This is a genomic window from Neobacillus endophyticus, assembly GCF_013248975.1.
Taxonomy (GTDB): Bacteria; Bacillota; Bacilli; order Bacillales; family Cytobacillaceae; genus Neobacillus; species Neobacillus endophyticus.
Genome location: NZ_JABRWH010000001.1, coordinates 473,075 through 492,372 on the forward strand (window position 1 = coordinate 473,075; position 19,298 = coordinate 492,372).

The window sequence follows — 19,298 nt, forward strand, 5'->3', positions numbered from 1 at the left end:
ACCCATCCTTATACTTTTAAAATGTTATCCGTTTTCCTTGCACCATTATTATCTGAAAAACTTACTTTTCTTGTAAAATATTCGATAACAGAGCGATCGATCGAGTCATCAAATTTTCTGGCAAAAAAATGGTTTGTCTCCTCAATGAGTCCAATATCTTTACTCATTAAACACAAGGGAGAATTTCTCTCATTTAATTTCTCGCCCATTTTTAAATACAATAGGTTGTTGTTTACAACGTCAGATTTAAATGGTGAATTCATAATGATCGTTTGAAAAAACCACTCATCAGGAATAAAGGTTTTTTCAAAATATTTATAATACCATTGATTTTCATCCAAAAACTTAACAATATATTGTACTACCTCAAATGGAATCGTAAACCATTGTGAGCCACAATAAAAGGAGTATTCATTTGGCCAATAGTTTGTATTGGGAAATAAATTGATGCCTTTGCCAAATAAATCATTAATCATTCTTCTATATATCCTAAAAGGATGTGCCGTAGTGTACCTTTTTCTCGTTACTTTTGGCCAATTAATCTTGATCACGCTTAGGTGTTTCTCATTAATTTGTCTAACATCCATAAACACTTTTTGATGGTTTTTTACTAAAAATTCCTTTAATCCATTTTTCACCAATAAATCTTGCCCGCTTCTTAAGGAGACAAAATCATATTTGTTTCTAGAGGCTAATACCTCTTTCATCAAAAGAATCGTAGTATCTACTTGACTTATATCACCCCAGTTGCAGTTAATACTATTTTGTAAAATTTTCACATTCGGGCTTTTGATCAATTTTCCTTTTAAGGGCTCATAGTTTTTCTTATCAATATGAATAAATACATCTGCATGGTCTTGGGAGATCAGCTGATGAATGAATTTATTTACCTGTTCAGGGTTCTTGTGGATTTGTAAAATATAAGCCGTTTTAAGCGGAGATTTCATTTACTATCCCTTCAATCTCATGATATCCTTTTCTTTTTCTATCTTAATCAATCTTTCTATATAGAGGAAAAAAGCTCCTTTCCCCTTTTTCTGCGGAAGAATGGGCCAAAGCAGCTTGGGATAGTTCATCATATATTTTCTGATCGATAATATTTTTTCCAAGATAGTAATCGAAATTATTATTATTTGAAAACAAAGTTTTAAACCTAAAAAGGCTGTCATGATCTTTGTAGCCTCCGCCAAGGTGAAGAGCTTTTGCACCCGCTGTTTTGGAAAATTCAATCATATAATCAAATAACAAATTATTGGGCCTTAAATGTAAAAACTCTGTTTTCGATGCCACTAAATGACAATGGGCATACTCTTGGCCGATGATCAATAAAATGCCGCTAATCATCTTTCCATTATATTTTGCTGTCAATAAATACGATTTGCTTAATGCGGTATCTTCCATTTGCCGGAAAAAATATTCTTTATCAAAGTAATAAAAGCTTAACGCATTGTTTCGGTCCATCGTCTCATCATATAATTCTTTAAACCGTATGATGTCTTCCTTTTTGTTTGTAACCGTAACCTGGACTCCTTCTCTAATTGCTTTCCGTATATTTCGCCTATTATTGGAAGAATAATTCTGACGAATATCATCTAATGGGAGCGTTAAATCAACTGCTGTTGTTTTGCGAAGAAAGTCAACCGGCATCACATCTTTGATGTCATTCACATTATTCAGCAAAGGATGTAAACAGACTGTTTCTGTAATAATATTTTGTTTCAGACAATACGCCTTAAAACAGTCATAAAATTCCTTCATAACAGTTTGTTTTCCTTCCAAAACTGGACCACCATATCCATATGGAGTAATGGTATCAAAATACCCTTCCTTTATCTGAATCTCCCTTTTAATATAGGGATAAAATACTTTTCCATCGTCATTCTCGTAATAGATGGCTTCCGATATACCATGTTGTTCTTTTGCAAATAATTGAAGGTATTCCCTGGAATAGTAAATGTCTAAATGGGAGAATCTTTTAATATATAGGTTCCAGTTGTCGTCTGGTCCTAAAACGCAACTGTATTTTATTTCCTCTTTCGCTTTATGGAGTATCTCCAACTTCCGTCACCACTTTTTAAAATTTTTATTGCCCTTTCCAAATAAAACGCTAATTTTCAACCAGCTTAATAGATTTAGAAAATTTCAGTTCAATGCCGGATTTTACTTTATCTAATAAATCAAACGCCTCTTCGATTGTTTCCCCTTTAATAACCACTTTGCCAATCCGATCATTTCCTTCATTAAACTTTCTTATTTCGTCTCCTGGTTTTACGTCAAAAGATAAATCGATCTTTTGATTGGGGGTAATATTGACTTCTTCTATATGATCTAATATCCCGCTTTTTTCAGAAATAATAAGTTCAACTGCACACGGGGTTTGCTCCTTATAAATAAATTCAGGACGCTCCCCTAATGCTGTATTGATCATTTGTTCATAATAGTCAAATCCGTAAAAGGCTGAAACCATCTCTGGCAGACATGTAGCTCCCGCCCTTGCTCCTATTTCTAAAACATACACTTTGTCATCTTTTAAGATAAAATCTGCATTAATAGCACTATCATTAATTTCTAATGCCTTTATGCTATTTTCCAATTGTATATGGATATCATTCATTACATTCCTTGATATGTTGTAGGGAACATAGTGTCCGATCGGAACACTTTTTCCATCCTTACAAAAGACCATGTCACCATGAGGGAGTATAAACGACAGTTCATGATTATAGATAAATGCTTGTGCTCCGAATTCAATTCCTTCTATAAACTCTTCTACAATAAAATAAGGAAGCTTAGTAACATTCATTACAGCCTCCATTGCTTTTCTCACATCATTTATTGTCTCAACTTTGATCGTTCCTCTACTTCCTGAATTATCAACCGCCTTGAAAATAACTGGTTTATTCAAGGTTTCAAAGGCATGAATCGCATCGTTTACCGAAGAACACTTCATAAATTTCGAAGTGCAAACATCATTTTCAATAAAACGCTGTTTCATTTCTAATTTGTTCGTAGCTAACAATGCCGATTTGGATGATATTCCAGTAAGTTTCAACTCCTCAATAACACTGCCTACCGTTAAAAGGGCAACATCCGTTCCTGTTGTACAGATTCCATCTATTTTTTCTTTTTTGGCAATTTCAATTACTTTTTCTACGACTGTTGTATCTTGATAATAAATTTTATCCGCAAATGGGAACCCCGGGTAATTTCCATTTATACTTACAACAATGACATAATGGCCCATTTCTTTCGCTCTTTTAATGAGAGGCACCTGATAAATTCCAGCACCTAATATCATCAATTTTTTCATCGTATACTCCCTCTTTAACGTAGATTTTTCAATTTGATAGGTTGTTTGAAGGGTGAAAAATAATTTATCTCTATTGCATAAACATTTTTCTTTTATGTAAACTTCTAGTCTAGTTACAGAGAATGTGGAATTTTTAGATGACTTTTTATTACCTATATTTCTTTAGATAATGTAATATCGTTTTTTCAATCCCTTTATTAAAGGAATATTCAATCTGAACTCCTAATTCTGTTCTTAGCTTTTCATCATTGATTGCATATCTAAAATCATGGCCGGGCCGATCTTGAACAAACTCAATTAATTGTTTATAACTGAAGATTCCATTATGATTGTTTTTAATAGGTTCAAGTTTATCTAGAATGTCACAAATGATGGCAGCTATTTCATTATTCGTCTTTTCATTATGACCGCCAATTAAATAGGTCTCGCCTGACTTCCCTTTAAAAAATACTTTCTCAATTGCCCTGCAATGATCAAGCACATACAACCAATCACGAATATTTTGGCCGTTACCGTAGATTGGAATGGATTCTAATGCCATTGCCTTTCGTATAATAGTCGGGATCAGTTTTTCCGCGTGTTGGTTTGGTCCATAATTGTTCGAGCAATTTGTTGTTACGACATTCATGCCGTATGTATGAAAATAACTTCGGACAATCATGTCAGAAGAAGCTTTCGAAGCTGAATACGGACTATTCGGGGCATATGGCGTTTTTTCTGTAAAAAAGCCATCCTGCTCCAGTGAACCATAGACTTCATCAGTAGAAATGTGATGAAATCGTGCGTGTTCAAACCCTTGTTTATAAAGACCAATACCTTCCATCCAATACTTTCGAGCCACATCGAGCAATATTGTGGTTCCCAGTACATTTGTTTCCACAAATGAGTACGGATTTTTAATAGAATTATCAACATGTGACTCCGCGGCAAAGTGTATGACACCTTCTATGCGATACTTCTCAAACAAACTTTCTACAAGAGCATGATCACAAATATCTCCATGCACAAACGTATGGCGTTTATCATCCATTTCCCATTGAAGATTATCTAGGTTCCCTGCATAGGTTAATTTATCAAGGTTTACAATGCGAATATCCTCGTGATTCGTTAGAAGATAATGAACAAAATTAGAACCGATAAATCCGGCTCCACCCGTTATAAGTAAGTTCATTTCTTGACTCTCCTGTCATTAGTTTTGCGATATTCTCCACATCATCCAAGTGCAGATCGCTATATAGCGGCAAACATAAAATTCTTTTTGCAATAGATTCGGAAATCTTGCAGGAATAAGTATTTTTTAAATATGGTATTTTGTTTAGAGATGGGTAAAAATACCTTCTGGTCATAATCTGATTTCTCTCTAATTTACTTTTTATAAATAGCAATTCTTCTTCCGTTTCAAAAATGACTGGATAATAGGCATAATTGTACTGAATATCATTCGAAATGAATGGTCTTTCCAGCCTATTTCCTAAGAATTGCTCATATGTTTCTGTAATGATTCTTCTTTTCATGATGATCTCATCTATATGTTTTAAATTACATAACCCCATTGCCGCATGGAACTCCGAGTTTTTCGCATTTATCCCGGCAGTGATATAGTCTTCTCCCTCGTAGCCAAAGTTTCTTAATAAGGTAATTTGGTGGTCTAATTTTTCTCCCGTATTATTGACTATGGCACCACCTTCCACCGTATGAAAAAGCTTTGTGGCATGGAAACTAATGGTAGAGAGATCACCATACTTTAACACAGATTCACCTTTGTATTTGACACCGAAAGCATGTGCAGCATCATAGATCACTTTTAAATGATGCCTTTTGGCTATTTCTTCGATTTTTTCTACATCACAAGGGATCCCGAATACATGGGTGGCTAAGATGGCTTCTGTCTTATCTGAAATGGCTTCTTCTATTTTCTCAGGATCCATACATAGCGTCTTGGGGTCAATATCAACGAATACTGGCTCACAATGTTCCCAAAGGATGGATGTCGTCGTCGCAATAAAGGAGAATGGAGTGGTAATCACTTCATTTTTAATATCCAAGGATTTTAGCGCCAGCTGCAGGGCAACCGTACCATTATTAACATAATGCAGAGAGGAAATATTTAAATACTCCAAGAGCTCTTTTTCCAACTGCTGAACAAACATCCCATTATTGGTTAGCCATTTTGTATCCCAGATCTTTGAAATCAAGACATTATATTCATCCTTTGGCGGAAGAAACGGCTGTGAAACTGGAATCATCTATAAACCTCCCATACACTAAATCATGTAAATAAGTACCATAATCATTTTTAAATGTTATCGCTCTAGACAGTACTTCTTCAGATGAAATCCATTTGTTCCGGTAGCTTATTTCTTCCAAGCAAGCTATTTTAAATCCTTGACGCTTTTCAATCGTTTCCACAAATTGCCCAGCAGCCAGGAAACTCTCGAATGTCCCAGTATCCAGCCAGGCAAATCCACGGCCAAGAAGCTGTACTTTTAATTGTTTTCTGCTTAAATATTCTATATTAATATCGGTGATTTCCAATTCGCCGCGATTGGATGGTTTCAAATTTTTAGCTATTTCTATAACGCTGTTATCATAAAAATATAACCCCGTTACAGCATAATTGGATTTTGGAAAAGCTGGTTTTTCCTCTATTGACAGGACATTATAGGAAGGATCAAATTCCACTACACCAAAACGCTCCGGATCTTTGACTTGATAGCCAAATATGATTGCGCCCTCTTCCAAATTTGCAGCCTTTTTCAAAACAGGGCTAAATCCTTGCCCAAAAAATATATTATCTCCTAGTACAAGGCAGACATTATCATTGCCAATAAATTCTTCGCCAATAATAAAAGCATCCGCCAGCCCCCGCGGATGCTCTTGCACTGCATATTCAAGTTTTATTCCCCAATTAGATCCATCCCCAAGTAAATCCCTAAACAACGGCATATCCTTCGGAGTGGAAATAATTAAAATTTCTCTGATTCCGGACAGCATGAGGACAGATAAGGGATAATAAATCATCGGTTTATCATAAATCGGTAAAAGCTGTTTTGAAACAGCTTTTGTAATCGGGTAAAGCCTTGTTCCACTTCCGCCTGCTAAAATAATGCCTTTCATTCATATCACCCTTATTTAATAGGTTACTTGACCATTTACATGAAATTAAAAATGATGTTTCCTTACTTTTTTGAATCTTAACTGATGAATTAGCTTTACGCCGCCTCTTGATACAACAATGTAATAAAGCAGGATCCCGCTATTTAATAGGTTGATTATAATTTTTGCATAACAGGCACCTATAAATCCCCCATAATGAATGAAAGTGATAAAACAGGCTACCCCTATGACAGCAATCATAATCTTACGATATAGGAGCAGCTTCGTTTTGTTTTGGACAATTAGAATGACTGTTAATGCGTAGGAAAACAATAGTAAAAAATTACTCCAAACCATCAAATTTGCAAACTGATAGGCACCAGTGTAACGATTACTTGTTAATAATGAAATAATCAGTTTACCACAAAGTGAGAATAAGATAGTAACGACTAATAAAAACCCATAGACAAAACCAGAGATTTGAATAAAGCCCTTTTTATTTTTTTGAGAAACAAACTTGTAAAAGTCAGGCTCAAATGCCTGATAGATGGCTGAGCCCAGCATTAATACAATACCCGACAATTTCAGCCCAATACTGTATAATGCAAATGCGTTTACATCTTTTAATCTTTCCAATAAAATTCGATCTATATAGAGAGAAGGAATATCCAAAAATGCGATGATAATAAGCGGATAACCAAAAGATAAGGCTTTTTTAATAATATTGAAATCAAGTTTTATCTTTATAAAATTCATTTTAAAAACCAAAACAGCCAAAATAAATTGGGTTAAAAGTACTCCCATCATTCTTCCTTCCGCACCTAATTTCAGCTGAATGACGAGATACAATCCAAAAGCGATCGGAAGAATGGTATTAATGATTTGGATGGCAAAAAATTTAAGGCCTTCTTTGTTCATTTTATATTGAAGACCTAAGAAAGAACTATACACACTAAAATATAAAGAGAATAAGGTTAATATGGCGTACGGATAAATAGGAAACGTGACCTTTGCCAATTGGAAATACAAAAGTAACAATAAGGTCCCTACAAAAATAATTCCCAAATTGATTAAAGATAAAAATTTAATTAGTATGGCCATGATTCTTTCATTTTCCTCATCTGTTCTACTAAAAAAATCCTTCATATAAAAGGAATAAAAGGAAAGATTCATGATAGGAATAAACAGTTGACCAATTGCCTCGTAATAGCCCATCACAGCAAAATCATACGAACTCATTTTTTCTGAAAATATAGGAAAAGTAACCAAATTAATCAAAAGCCCTATAACGGAGGGCAATAAAAAATAAATTGCATTTTTGAAATTAATCGCATATTTATTTATTACGGTTTGAAGGTTTAACAATTTAATCCGTACCTTTCCAGAATTTCGAAATATTCTTTTGACGTATATTCGTTTTTTCTATCTTCTATTAGCTTTCTGCTTAATTTCCCATGGCTCATAAGTAATTCAGGTGCTTCGATATAGTTGGAAATGGCATCAACAAAAGATTGTGTGCTCAAGTCACAAATATAACAATTTTCTCCATTCTTAGCATACTTCTGCATATGATTAATATTTTGACTGACAACAAACCCCATTCCTGAAGCTGCTGCCTCTATAATCGTTCCATTTCCATTCGAATATGTTGCTGGAAGGATTAATATATCGGCATTTTTATAAATTAAATGCATATTGTTCCATGAGTCTATCTCTTTCAGGAACTTTACATCCTTTATATTTTCATCCTCGATATACTTTAGACAAGCTGATTTTAATGGGCCATCATTATTCATCAACAGCTTCAAATGTGGATATTTTACTTTTAGGAGCATGAATACTTCTAATGCAAATAATGGTTGATATCGATCCACTAACCTATTTGCAAAAAGAAGGGTATAATCTTGCTCTTTCTTCCCCGTTCTTAACGGGTGATCAAAGTAGGCTTCTATGTCTTGAGGATACATGGTAGAGGATACTTTTTTTTCATCAAACCCTATTTCTTGAACAAATTGTTTTGCTGCCACTTTCCCCATTCCTAAATATAAATCAGCGTTAAAAAATCTTTTTCTTAATTTATTTATTAATTGGGGAGAAGTATCCCTGTTTAGCAACAAATTCGAGTCATCTCTTTCACTTTTCACATTTCTTAATGGTTCACTCATAATCACTACTTTTTTGTTGAAAATTTTTGCCCATTTTAAAATCAGCCAATGCCAATTCATAAACCCGCCAAGTAATATAATATCTGGATTAAAGCGTAAGAGTTCGGCAAAGACCCCAAAAGAATAATAGCCTACGTAAGGAATAGAGCCTGAAAATTTCAAAATCCTGCATTTATCTCCTAAAGGTATTTCCCACCATTTCGGACGATCTTGCTCCCTTTTGACATAAAACCAAAATTCCGCGTCAAAATATTTCTGCAATGAATAACAAAACTTTACTTGATAGGGTGCAGCCATATTGCTAATAAAGACTAATTTTTTCTTCATACTACATACTCACCTCAAAAATGCTGACTTTATTCACCATTTATGTTTTGATATATTTCTAGCAACCTCATATTATTTTGTTCAATGTCATGTAATCTTGCGGCTTTTCGTTTGGCCTTTTCAGAAAATTCCTTTGCAAGCTGATCGTTATCGAAAATTTCGCAAATATAATGGGCAAGCATATAAGGGGCGTCTGGTTGATACACAAAGCCTTCTTCACGGTGTTTTATTAAATCTGCAATACCTCCAACATCTGCTGCAATGGCTGGAACGCCAAGTATCATGGCTTCACCAAGTGAGTTTGGGCTATTTTCAATCGTTGAAGGACAAATAAAAACATTCGATTTTAAGTACCTCTGACATATTTGTTTTTCATTAAGCGCACCTGTAAAAACCACTTGTTCTTGAAGCTGATGCTTTTCCACTAAGTCTTTTATGTATTTTCCATAGCTGGAAACTTTCAGTTTTTCTTTAAAACTATTTGATTTTGTCAATTCTGGACCGCCAATATATAATTTTGCATTTGGAAATCTTTTTAAAACGATGGGCATAGCTTCAAGCATGAAGTGCAGGCCTTTGACAGGATAAGAACCTTGGCTTAAAAATATCGAATACTTTTCACAGCTCTCTAGATTCCAGCTATGCCGATAAAATTCATCCCTAAGTGTCTCATTACAATAATGGTATTGAATTCTTGGGTTTATAATGGCAGTACAAGCTTGATCCCAGGTCGTCCTCCCTATAACATGATTGACATTTGAAATAGCCGCCACTTCAAATTCTCCACGTTTTTTTAAGCGTTTTTGCTGGATCTTCAGGTTATCCAGTTTAATAATGTCCCTAAAAGTAAAATGTTTCTGAACTTTTTCAGGCAATCCGTTCAAATAATGTTTCGCAATAAATGACACAAGTCCTTGAATGGAAATGACACATTTAATGTTCTTTTTTTTACAAACATTCACCATCGCAAGAGTATGAGGATATTCTGTTCCAAAAATATGGACAAGATCAGGCTTCGACTGATGAATAATATGTAAGAAATCCTGATTATCGATCATTTCCTTTTCACTTCCAATAATAGGAGTAAAAGGATAATAATCTACGGCCTGACCTTTTAATACGTTTATTTCTTTTATTCCGCCTTTTGGAAAGGCGATACTTAGTCTTATATTCTCTTCTTTTTTCAACTGTTCGGCTGCATTGATCAGCCATCCGGCAAACAGGAAAGGCTCCTCATTCATTAATAAACTTGCTTCAGGTAATGCCGCATTTGTAACCCATAATATATTCATCCGTTATTCCCTTTCTGGAAGTGTCCCTTGAAATGCATATGGTAAGAATGGCAGTGCTGGCGCTATTGCAAATAGTACAAATCCAATTTGATAAATATAAGTTACAGGATTTATGAAGCCTAATACGATGAATATGATTTGGGCAGCCAGGATCACTTGCTGGTATGGATGATTGGAATAATATTTTAATTGTTTTTTAAACTGCAAAAAGATCACTCCAAAAAGCGGTAGTGATCCAAATAATCCATAATACGCCATTAAATCAAACCATCCAGAATGGCCGCCTACTTCAGAATTCAGACTGTTGTTAAATGGTCCATATATGCCGAATAAGGGATTTTTCAAAAAAGTTTCTAAAGAAGCTAAATAAAGATGGCCTCTGCCGGAGGTTTGTGAACCGACGCCCCCTCCTACAAAACCTTGCGCTAAATCTAATAACTTCGAATTAATCACTTGATTGTTTTCAAACAAATGAGCGGCATTGATTAAGAAATATCCAATGACTTGGCTTGAGAATAGCAGAAAAAATAAAATAAGCAAAATAACACTGGAAATAATGCCTAACTTCCCTTTAATAAATAGAACGAAAATAATTCCAATAAATAATAGCAACAAGGAAGTCGTGTACGAAGCTGTAATAAGCATCATGGAAATCATCGCAAAACAAACGAAGCAAATCCATTTATATATTTTTTGAACCTCTGCTGTTTTTTTAATAACAAAATACAAAAGAAGAATATTTAGGATTAGGGCACTATAGACAAATCCAAATCCCCCAATGCCCAATGATACATAAGTATCCTGTAATAGACCATTACCAGTTGCCAATTCTCTTGCAGCAAGAGGATATTTCTTTAACCCTAAATAGGTTTGAATGGCACCAATAAAATAAAAAAGCATGGAAAACAAGACCATTCTTCCTAAGACCACTTCATTTTTATCAAAGTACATATAATAATGATTAATAAATATCCCAAAATTAAATAATACAAAAGCTGTCAGAACATTTTTTTCATCCATCGTCCCATAATGAAAATTACCTGTTACAAGGTAAGGAACAAAGGTCAGTATCCAAATAATAAACAGGATCATATCCAAGGACCAGCCTTTAAGGATCCACCTGTAGTCCAAAGTGAGCAGCCACACTGCCGTTAAGGCAAAGAATGGATAAATCCCTGCTTTATAGTTAATATACGGCCAAATGACCCAAATGCACATAAATATAATTAACCACTTGTTAAGATACTGAAGCTGGTCATTAGCAGTTTGAAACCTAGAATTCCAAGTTTGATTTCCATTCATAACAATGTCTCCATAAATCTTTTTGCTTGGATCCTATTATTTTTTTCTTTTAAAACAAATTCCTTGGCTATTTTCCCTTTATGAAACAAGTCCATTTTATGATTTGACAGAATAAGCTCTAATGCTTCTGCCATTCCTTCTTCACCTTCATCTTCAATAAGATAAATATAGTCATAATACTCTTTAGGCATTCCCGGAAGTTTTGTTGTTAAAACAGGTGTTCCTGATGCCATGTATTCCATATTTTTAGAGGGAAATGAATACTTTGTAAATTCCTCCTGCGAAGGCCTTGGATTAACCAGTAATGTCGCTTTTAGCTCTTCCATTACGATAACTTCATTTGGTAAAACTCCAAAATATTTAAGCCGATGATCCGCTTTCTCATATTCTTTGATCTCGTTTTCCATCTCTCCTGATCCGAATAACCATAATCTCGCATCTTCACATTTCGTATTCATAAATGCTTCAATTAATTTTTTAACACCATATTTTTCATAAAGGGCACCTGCATAAAGAATGACCTTTTCTTCATACTTTTCTTCTAACTTATTCGAAATGTCCCCCATATCTATATCTACCATTCCTTCAATAACGACGAATGGCTTGTTTTTAGGATTCACTAATTCATTCATTTGTTCTGTTAAAATAATATATGAATCATATCTGTACATAAAAAAGTGACAGATTAACTCATAAATCTTAGATATCAAACGTTTGAAACCAGAATGTTTTTCTCTTGAATACTCTTTTATAAAACCGGGAATATCGGTTACGATTGCGACTGTTTTTATTCTCAACAATTTAGAAGCCAATAAAGCTGAGATGGAGCTTGTAACATTTAATACATCACAGATGAGTACAGGTGAATTTCTTTTATTTCTAATCCCCCAGGTTAAACAAGTAATAAAACCAGTAATAAAAATGAGCAAATGCTTAAGAATGGGAAAATTGGCAAGTGGTAAATAAATATATTGTATATTCCCCTCTGTCTCTGTTTCTTTTCCAAACCATTTTTTATCACTGCTATATTTATTAATGGGTAAAACCGACATCATACATAATCGATTATTTAATTGTTCCAATCCTTTTATAAATAAACGATGAAATTTTTGAATTTGCTGTTGAGGTTTCGCCTTGCTTTGTTCGAATAATGACTTAAACTTCCGCGAAGAGCATGTACTTGACACATAGAATATATTCATCAAAATCTATCCTTTTTATTTATAAAAGTTTTCTTCTGACGTTCGAAATGGATCATGAAATGATTTTCATCCATCCTGACAAAACTGCTCGAGTCTTGATTTAAAGTACTTATTTTCATCGATTACCTTAGTAAAAAAAGAATTTATCCCATTTTCATATTCTTCTTTGTTAAAATTAGAGATATATTCCTTTAAACAAACCTCAAAACGGTCTAAAGATTCAATGACCAGCCCTAGATTATATTCCTTGATTTCGTCTGCCAAGCTGCTGCCGGCAAAGGAAATCACAGGTTTTCTATGCTTAGCAGATTGATATAAACGATTGGGCAATAGTGTTTTATTGTGGATCCCATTCGTATCAAGAAAAACATTGATCATATCACTGTTCGAATACAAATCTTCTTCCTGTCCTTTTTCATATCTGCCCGTTAAAAAGGTATTGCTGACTTTTTCTTTTTGGATGTAGGCTTTTAAACGATCACTTATATTTCCTTCCCCATGATAGAACAATTCAAACTTGTTATTTTCTTTTAGGGCATTGATGAAAGAAATATTTACATCGTAATCTCGAATTGCTCCAATGCAAGATATTTTAAGCTTTTCCTTATTAAGGTTCACATCCGTTTTTTTCAGTTCCTTTAATGAGTCGATCTGTGTATTATGATTTATGACATAGTCTTCGCTCTCAGGCAAAAAATGCTTATACCCAGGAGAGGAGATGACTGTTAGGGCCGAGCCTGCCAAAACGTTCTTCAAACTAAATATATCAATGATTCTATTATGGTCTCTAATATCAATTGCATAGTTTCCTTTAAAATGACGATTTAAGTATTTTCTTAAAAAAAATGCTAATTGCAGTCCAAAAACAATTACTTTGTTAAAGCGGTTTTCTTTTAGCTTTTTTATCACAAATGTCTTATATTTATAATAATCATATAAGCTTCTTTGATGACCCTTTTTCATATCTCGATAAGTGAAACCGGATTGTACTGATTCAAGATGAAATCGATCCCAGTTCATAATCGCATAATCCATTTTATTTTCATCCAAAATCTTTTTATAGTTCTCTACATAGGGCATGAAGAGAGTGTTTGCTGGACAAATCAATGCTATCTTCATAAGGAATCCCTTCCAAAACATCTGAATTTAAAAAGGCAGCTGGAAAATCAAATCTCTTATTTTCTCCAAACTACCTTATTAACAATCTCTGTATAGCTTTGAATAATCTTTACAACCTTCGTCGCAACATTCTCGTCCTGATAATCATTTGCTACATAAGTTTTCTCTTCATTCAGCCACATGGCTCTTGTTAATTCCACTGCCTGAACGATTTTTTTCTCCGTAATTCCTCCGATCACTACAGTCCCTTTATCCAGTACCTCTGGGCGTTCCGTTGATGTTCTAATTAAAACTGCTGGAAATCCAAGAATGGCGGATTCTTCAGACAGTGTCCCGCTGTCGGAGAGAACAGTAAATGCATTCAGCTGCAGGTGGTTGTAATCAAAAAAACCGAATGGTTGAAGCTGTCTGACTAATGGATGAAACGAGAATTTCCTTTCCTTTATTTTCTTCCAGCTGCGCGGATGTGTAGAATAGATTACAGGCACTTGGTACTTTTCTGCAATGGTGTTGATTGCGTTCATTAGTGAAAAGAAGTTCTCTTCTTTATCAATATTTTCCTCACGGTGTGCAGAAACAAGAATATATTTACCCTTTTCAAGTTTTAATTCTTCGAGAATCGTGCTGCTTTGAATTCTCTCCATGTTTTTGAGTAATACTTCTTTCATTGGCGATCCCGTTACAAAGATATGTTCTTTACGGATTCCTTCTGATAGCATGTACCGCCGGCTGTGTTCTGTATAGGCCAGATTAATGTCTGATATATGATCAACTATTTTTCTATTAATCTCCTCGGGTACATTTTGATCAAAGCAGCGGTTGCCTGCTTCCATATGAAAAATGGGTATTTTTAGGCGTTTAGCCGATATGGCACTTAGACAGCTATTGGTATCCCCCAAAATTAATAAGGCATCTGGCTTTTCCTGGTTAAAAATTTTGTAGGTGGAGGTGATGATATTTCCCATCGTTTCACCTAAATCTTCTCCAACCACTCCCAAAAAATAATCGGGCTGCCTTAGGCCCAATTCTTCAAAAAAGATTTCATTTAGGGTGTAATCCCAATTTTGTCCGGTATGAACCAGAACATGATGAAAATATCGGTCACACGCCTTTATTACTTCTGATAGTCTGATAATCTCAGGTCTTGTTCCGACAATCGTCATGACCTTCAGTTTTTCCACTTTAATTTACCTCCAAGAAATAAGTATCTGGCTTTTCCGGATTAAAGACTTCACAAGCCCAAAATAAGGTGATTACATCTTCTTTTCCGGTATTTTCAATGGAATGTGTATAACCCGGAGGAATATCCACTACCTCAGGAATTTCACCATTCACTTTATATTCAAGTATTTGATGACTATCAATCTTTCTAAATCGAATGGTCGCTTCGCCCTGAATCACAAGAAATTTTTCTACCTTTGTATGGTGCCAATGATTTCCCCGTGTTACACCAGGCTTTGTTTTAGAAATAAAAATTTGACCGCCTGATTCAGACTTAATAAACTCTGCCAGCCAGCCCCGATGGTCCACATTCTTTTTTAATTTATAAGAAAAATCATCTTCCTCCAGGTAAGACAAAAATGTACTGTACAGTGCCTTATCTACGTCATTTTCTAAAGACGGCATAACCAATGATTCACGATTATTTTTGAAGGAATAAAGCTTATCTGCCAGTTCTCCGAGGGTAATCCTATAAGTTACCGGCACCATGCAAAACTCCCCGCACACCGTCTCATTTCCCTCCAGAGCGCGTATAAATTCAGCGATGACATGGTCGATATAAGCTAATGTCAACTCAGTGTCCGGATTATGCACCTGAATGGCCTTTCCTCTGGCAATGTTATGACAAAATGTAGCAACTACACTGTTATAATTAGGACTCGACCATTTTCCAAAAAGATTTGGCAGCCGATAAACTAACGCTTTCGCGCCCATTTCTAAACTGTAAGAAAATAATAAATCCTCTACCGCTTTTTTGCTTTTGCCATATGGATTCTCCATGGCAGCCTGCGTAGAGGATGTAATCAGTACTGGTGATTGATTTTGATGTTTTTTTAATAGCTCTAGTAATGATAAGGTAAAGCCGAAGTTTCCCTCCATAAATTCTTCTTCGTCTTTTGGTCTATTGACTCCAGCTAAATGAAAGACAAAATCACATTCCTTTGTATATGCTTCTAATCGGGAGTAATCCGTTTCTCTTGTCACCTTGAAAATTTCGTTGTATCCTTTATTTTTTAATTCAGCCACAAGATTCTTTCCTACAAACCCATTTGCTCCAGTAACTAGTATTTTCACGATTGATCATGCCCCTCCGGAATAAAATTCTCTTAAAAGGTTTCGACCGTTTCCTTTAAAATCTTTAACTCCTGTTGAACAAAATCTAGTTCAAGCAATTTCTCTTTAATCTGTTCAACATTTAAAACTTGGGTATTATGCGAGTTATATTCTTCTTTTAAGGAAAGCCTTTTGTCACCTTCGACAAAATACTTATCATAATTTAAATCCCTTTTATCCGCTGGAACTCTAAAAAAGTCGCCAAGGTCTTCAGCACCTAAACATTCCTCCCTAGTAAGAAGGGTTTCATACAGCTTTTCACCATGACGGGTTCCAATCACTTTTATTTCATTTTCTGCATTAAACAATTCAATTAATGCCTGGGCCAAGTCACCAATTAAGCAGGCAGGCGCTTTTTGAACCATAATATCTCCCGCTTCTGCATTTTTAAAAGCAAATTCCACTAACTCTACAGCCTCTTTCAGACTCATGAGAAATCTGGTCATATTAGGATCTGTAATGGTTAGAGGAACACCAGTTTTAATTTGTTCGATGAACAAAGGGATTACAGATCCGCGTGAAGCCATCACATTTCCATATCTAGTACCGCAAATTAATGTTTGATCCGGAGAAACAGATTTTGATTTTGCAATAAATACTTTTTCCATCATTGCTTTTGATATTCCCATAGCATTGATGGGATATGCTGCTTTATCTGTTGATAAACAGATCACTTTTTTTACTCCATATTCAATAGAAGCTGATAGAACGTTATCTGTCCCCAGCACATTCGTTTTTACTGCTTCAAGAGGAAAAAATTCGCAGGAAGGCACTTGTTTTAAGGCAGCAGCATGGAAAACGTAATCGACACCATACATGGCGTTTTTTACACTGGCCAAGTCTCTGACATCCCCAATATAAAACTTGAGTTTATCATTTTTATATTTTTTTCTCATATCATCTTGTTTTTTTTCATCACGAGAAAAGATTCGAATCTCTTTCACATTAGAATATAGGAATTTTTCCATAACAGCGTTCCCAAAGGAGCCGGTTCCTCCAGTAATCAGCAACGTTTTTCCGTCAAACAAATTTGCGCATCCCCTTTCGAAAAAAGCACCATTATAAGTGCTTTATTATAGTATTAACCGTTTTTGTAACGTCATAATGTTCTTCTAAGTAATCCCTGGCGCTATTACCCATTTGATTTCGCAGCCTTTGGTCTTTTGCCAGCTTATTCGCATGATAAATGAAATCAGCCACATTTCCGCTTTCCGACCAAAATCCGCATTTTGCTTCGGATATGATGTCTTTTAAATCTGTATTGCAGTCTGTTGCCGCCAGAATTGGCAAGGAATACTCCATATAGGCAGTTAGTCTGGATGGAAAATTAGGAATCGTAAATCTGTGATCTAATAATATTAAACCGGCATCCGCGACCTCCAGTAACTGATCATATTCATGTTTAGGAAGCTTTTTGAAAAGACCCACATTTTTAGGATTTTCTCTGTTAATAAAATTCCTAATCGTTTCATATTCCGTGCCTTCGCCTACAATTAATAGATAGCCATTATTAACAAGATGGAAGTATTCGACTATTTTCAGTAAAAAATCAATTCCCTGAGGCTTACCTAAATTTCCTCCATAAAGAAATAAAACGGTGCCTGGAGGTATATTATATTTTTCATAGAATGAATCTTTGGAAATCGTGTTTCTTAGTCGTTCAATTGGTTTAATAGAATTGGGGAATATCTCTACCTTATTCTTTTTCACAAAAGGATTATGTTTTAATATATAATTCACATTTCCTTGGGACATGCAGCCAATCATATCAGATACTTCATATAACTTCTTTTCTTTATTTCTAAAATATCGCCAAATCAAGCTCCCATCTTTCATTACATTAATATCCACTGCATTTTGCGGAAAAATATCTTTTAAGACTAAATACGTTTTGCTTTTGTGGTTTTTCTTAAAATACTCCACTACTTTTTCAAAAGTAATAGGAGGTGTTGAGTATAAAACCAAATCAAAACGTACATCTGAAAAATACTTTTTCACTGCCTTCAGATATTGATTTTGGATTTTAAGCGTAGCAATTCCTTTTTCTAAAAAGCTCGTTTGCGTGATATTTCCAGTCTTTACTTTTAATAGCTTTATGTTTTCATATGTTAGTAATTCCGTAGGTAATCCTGTCCTTCTCTCTCTTGGAAAAACAACATGGATGTTTATGCCTCTGCTGGCCAGTTCTCTTACCAAATCGGTGTATATCCCTCTTTCATGGATATTCTCCATATTAGCTAACGTTAAAAATAATACATTCAAAAACAATCACCCGCTCTAAGCTGCGTAATATATCGCTTCATTATTATTACAATTAAAAAATGCCCAATATCTTTTTTCTAATCGGGATCGGCTTTTCTCTGGAAAGGGATTGATTGGCTGCAAGAAGCTCAGCATTTTCTTGGAAATAAAAAGTACGCTGGACCCCAAACTTTTTCGTAATCACATCATATGCCTCACGAAGTACGAAGCCTCTTGATCCAACATTATGAGCATCTGAAGCGATAAAATGTGCCATCTTATGCTCAATGATTTTTTCTGAAAAAGATTTTATCTTTTTTCCGAACTGACCGATGATGCTCCCAGCTGTTATCTGAGTCACCGCTCCATCCTCGACTAATTCAAAAAGTAAATCATGATTTCTGATGATTTCCCGGTTTCTCTCTGGATGGGCAATGATTGGTACAATCCCTCTTACCAAAAGTTCATAAACTACCTCACGGGTATAGCTGGGAACTTCACCTGAAGGGAGCTCCAATAATAAATATTTCCCGCTGTTATCAAGAGTCAATATTTCGTCCATTGCAAGAGATGCAAATATTTCCCGGTGAATTCTTAATTCTTGACCTGGATGGATCGTAAGCGGAATACGGTCTTTTAAAAGCAGCTCGTTTAATTCCGCTACTTGATTCATAATCTTATTTTTGACATTTTCATATTGGCCATTTCTATGGTGTGGTGTTGCAAATAAGTGTTTAATTCCTGACTTTACTGCGAAATTCACCATTTCACGGCATTCATACATATTATTAGGGCCATCATCAAGACCTGGTAAAATGTGACAATGTATATCAATCACAATCGAGCACCCTTTTTATTCTTAAATAGATTTTTGCTTCATTCAGATACATTTTTTCGTCCGCAATGTGAT

Annotated in this window: 17 protein-coding genes; all 17 read right to left on the minus strand. The window is 34.9% G+C overall.

The window, feature by feature from the left end:
• Positions 1-8: 8 nt before the first annotated feature.
• The 17 genes from HPT25_RS02325 to HPT25_RS02405 all read right to left on the minus strand — a co-directional run bounded on the left by HPT25_RS02325 (position 9) and on the right by HPT25_RS02405 (position 19,226).
• The gene (locus tag HPT25_RS02325) at positions 9-947 is read right to left on the minus strand and encodes a beta-1,6-N-acetylglucosaminyltransferase (protein WP_173059369.1); all 939 of its coding nucleotides are present in this window, start codon (positions 945-947) and stop codon (positions 9-11) included.
• Positions 948-990: 43 nt separating this feature from the next.
• On the minus strand, positions 991-2,058 hold the full coding sequence (locus tag HPT25_RS02330; protein ID WP_173059371.1) for a lipid II:glycine glycyltransferase FemX: 1,068 nt from the start codon (positions 2,056-2,058) through the stop codon (positions 991-993).
• Positions 2,059-2,107: 49 nt separating this feature from the next.
• Entirely contained in the window at positions 2,108-3,310 is a 1,203-nt protein-coding gene (locus tag HPT25_RS02335; protein ID WP_173059374.1) for an ATP-grasp domain-containing protein, read from the minus strand.
• A gap of 148 nt (positions 3,311-3,458) precedes the next feature.
• Positions 3,459-4,481 carry a dTDP-glucose 4,6-dehydratase gene (gene rfbB, locus HPT25_RS02340; protein ID WP_173059377.1) on the minus strand — a complete coding sequence of 341 codons (1,023 nt, stop codon included), beginning with the start codon at positions 4,479-4,481 and terminating at the stop codon, positions 3,459-3,461.
• Entirely contained in the window at positions 4,438-5,556 is a 1,119-nt protein-coding gene (locus tag HPT25_RS02345; RefSeq protein WP_173059380.1) for a DegT/DnrJ/EryC1/StrS family aminotransferase, read from the minus strand. The genes rfbB and HPT25_RS02345 overlap by 44 nt, the downstream gene beginning before the upstream one ends.
• Positions 5,516-6,427: a glucose-1-phosphate thymidylyltransferase RfbA gene (gene rfbA / locus HPT25_RS02350; RefSeq protein WP_173059383.1), complete on the minus strand. Its 912-nt coding sequence runs from the start codon at positions 6,425-6,427 to the stop codon at positions 5,516-5,518. The genes HPT25_RS02345 and rfbA overlap by 41 nt, the downstream gene beginning before the upstream one ends.
• A gap of 45 nt (positions 6,428-6,472) precedes the next feature.
• Complete coding sequence (locus HPT25_RS02355) at positions 6,473-7,645, minus strand: lipopolysaccharide biosynthesis protein (RefSeq protein WP_246277121.1); 1,173 nt, start codon at positions 7,643-7,645, stop codon at positions 6,473-6,475.
• Between the two features lie 119 nt (positions 7,646-7,764).
• The gene (locus HPT25_RS02360) at positions 7,765-8,898 is read right to left on the minus strand and encodes a glycosyltransferase family 4 protein (RefSeq protein ID WP_173059389.1); all 1,134 of its coding nucleotides are present in this window, start codon (positions 8,896-8,898) and stop codon (positions 7,765-7,767) included.
• A gap of 29 nt (positions 8,899-8,927) precedes the next feature.
• Positions 8,928-10,190: a glycosyltransferase family 4 protein gene (locus tag HPT25_RS02365; protein ID WP_173059392.1), complete on the minus strand. Its 1,263-nt coding sequence runs from the start codon at positions 10,188-10,190 to the stop codon at positions 8,928-8,930.
• Positions 10,191-10,193: 3 nt separating this feature from the next.
• Positions 10,194-11,492, minus strand: coding sequence for an O-antigen ligase family protein (locus tag HPT25_RS02370; protein WP_173059395.1), 1,299 nt, complete (start codon positions 11,490-11,492; stop codon positions 10,194-10,196).
• On the minus strand, positions 11,489-12,694 hold the full coding sequence (locus HPT25_RS02375) for a glycosyltransferase family 4 protein (protein ID WP_173059399.1): 1,206 nt from the start codon (positions 12,692-12,694) through the stop codon (positions 11,489-11,491). Before HPT25_RS02375 ends, HPT25_RS02370 begins: the two co-directional genes overlap by 4 nt.
• A 66-nt stretch (positions 12,695-12,760) precedes the next feature.
• Complete coding sequence (locus HPT25_RS02380) at positions 12,761-13,813, minus strand: glycosyltransferase family protein (RefSeq protein ID WP_173059402.1); 1,053 nt, start codon at positions 13,811-13,813, stop codon at positions 12,761-12,763.
• A gap of 56 nt (positions 13,814-13,869) precedes the next feature.
• Positions 13,870-14,994 (minus strand): non-hydrolyzing UDP-N-acetylglucosamine 2-epimerase, encoded by a 1,125-nt coding sequence (gene wecB / locus HPT25_RS02385; protein ID WP_173059405.1) that lies wholly within the window; start codon positions 14,992-14,994, stop codon positions 13,870-13,872.
• A 1-nt stretch (position 14,995) separates the two neighbouring features.
• Positions 14,996-16,108 carry a capsular polysaccharide biosynthesis protein CapF gene (locus tag HPT25_RS02390; protein WP_173059408.1) on the minus strand — a complete coding sequence of 371 codons (1,113 nt, stop codon included), beginning with the start codon at positions 16,106-16,108 and terminating at the stop codon, positions 14,996-14,998.
• 32 nt (positions 16,109-16,140) lie between these two features.
• A complete protein-coding gene (locus HPT25_RS02395) occupies positions 16,141-17,175 on the minus strand; it encodes a nucleoside-diphosphate sugar epimerase/dehydratase (protein ID WP_173059411.1) in 1,035 nt (344 codons plus the stop codon).
• A gap of 31 nt (positions 17,176-17,206) precedes the next feature.
• Complete coding sequence (locus tag HPT25_RS02400; RefSeq protein ID WP_173059414.1) at positions 17,207-18,409, minus strand: glycosyltransferase family 4 protein; 1,203 nt, start codon at positions 18,407-18,409, stop codon at positions 17,207-17,209.
• A 52-nt stretch (positions 18,410-18,461) separates the two neighbouring features.
• Complete coding sequence (locus HPT25_RS02405; RefSeq protein WP_173059417.1) at positions 18,462-19,226, minus strand: tyrosine-protein phosphatase; 765 nt, start codon at positions 19,224-19,226, stop codon at positions 18,462-18,464.
• Positions 19,227-19,298: the final 72 nt, after the last annotated feature.

Excerpts from the sequence above, each read along its gene's own strand:
- HPT25_RS02370 (WP_173059395.1), bottom strand. The coding sequence starts at position 11,492 with ATGAATGGAAATCAAACTTGGAATTCTAGGTTTCAAACTGCTAATGAC.
- HPT25_RS02325 (WP_173059369.1), bottom strand. The coding sequence starts at position 947 with ATGAAATCTCCGCTTAAAACGGCTTATATTTTACAAATCCACAAGAAC.
- HPT25_RS02380 (WP_173059402.1), bottom strand. The coding sequence starts at position 13,813 with ATGAAGATAGCATTGATTTGTCCAGCAAACACTCTCTTCATGCCCTAT.
- HPT25_RS02335 (WP_173059374.1), bottom strand. The coding sequence starts at position 3,310 with ATGAAAAAATTGATGATATTAGGTGCTGGAATTTATCAGGTGCCTCTC.
- HPT25_RS02345 (WP_173059380.1), bottom strand. The coding sequence starts at position 5,556 with ATGATTCCAGTTTCACAGCCGTTTCTTCCGCCAAAGGATGAATATAAT.
- HPT25_RS02375 (WP_173059399.1), bottom strand. The coding sequence starts at position 12,694 with ATGAATATATTCTATGTGTCAAGTACATGCTCTTCGCGGAAGTTTAAG.
- HPT25_RS02365 (WP_173059392.1), bottom strand. The coding sequence starts at position 10,190 with ATGAATATATTATGGGTTACAAATGCGGCATTACCTGAAGCAAGTTTA.
- HPT25_RS02355 (WP_246277121.1), bottom strand. The coding sequence starts at position 7,645 with ATGAGTTCGTATGATTTTGCTGTGATGGGCTATTACGAGGCAATTGGT.
- rfbA (WP_173059383.1), bottom strand. The coding sequence starts at position 6,427 with ATGAAAGGCATTATTTTAGCAGGCGGAAGTGGAACAAGGCTTTACCCG.
- HPT25_RS02360 (WP_173059389.1), bottom strand. The coding sequence starts at position 8,898 with ATGAAGAAAAAATTAGTCTTTATTAGCAATATGGCTGCACCCTATCAA.
- rfbB (WP_173059377.1), bottom strand. The coding sequence starts at position 4,481 with ATGAACTTACTTATAACGGGTGGAGCCGGATTTATCGGTTCTAATTTT.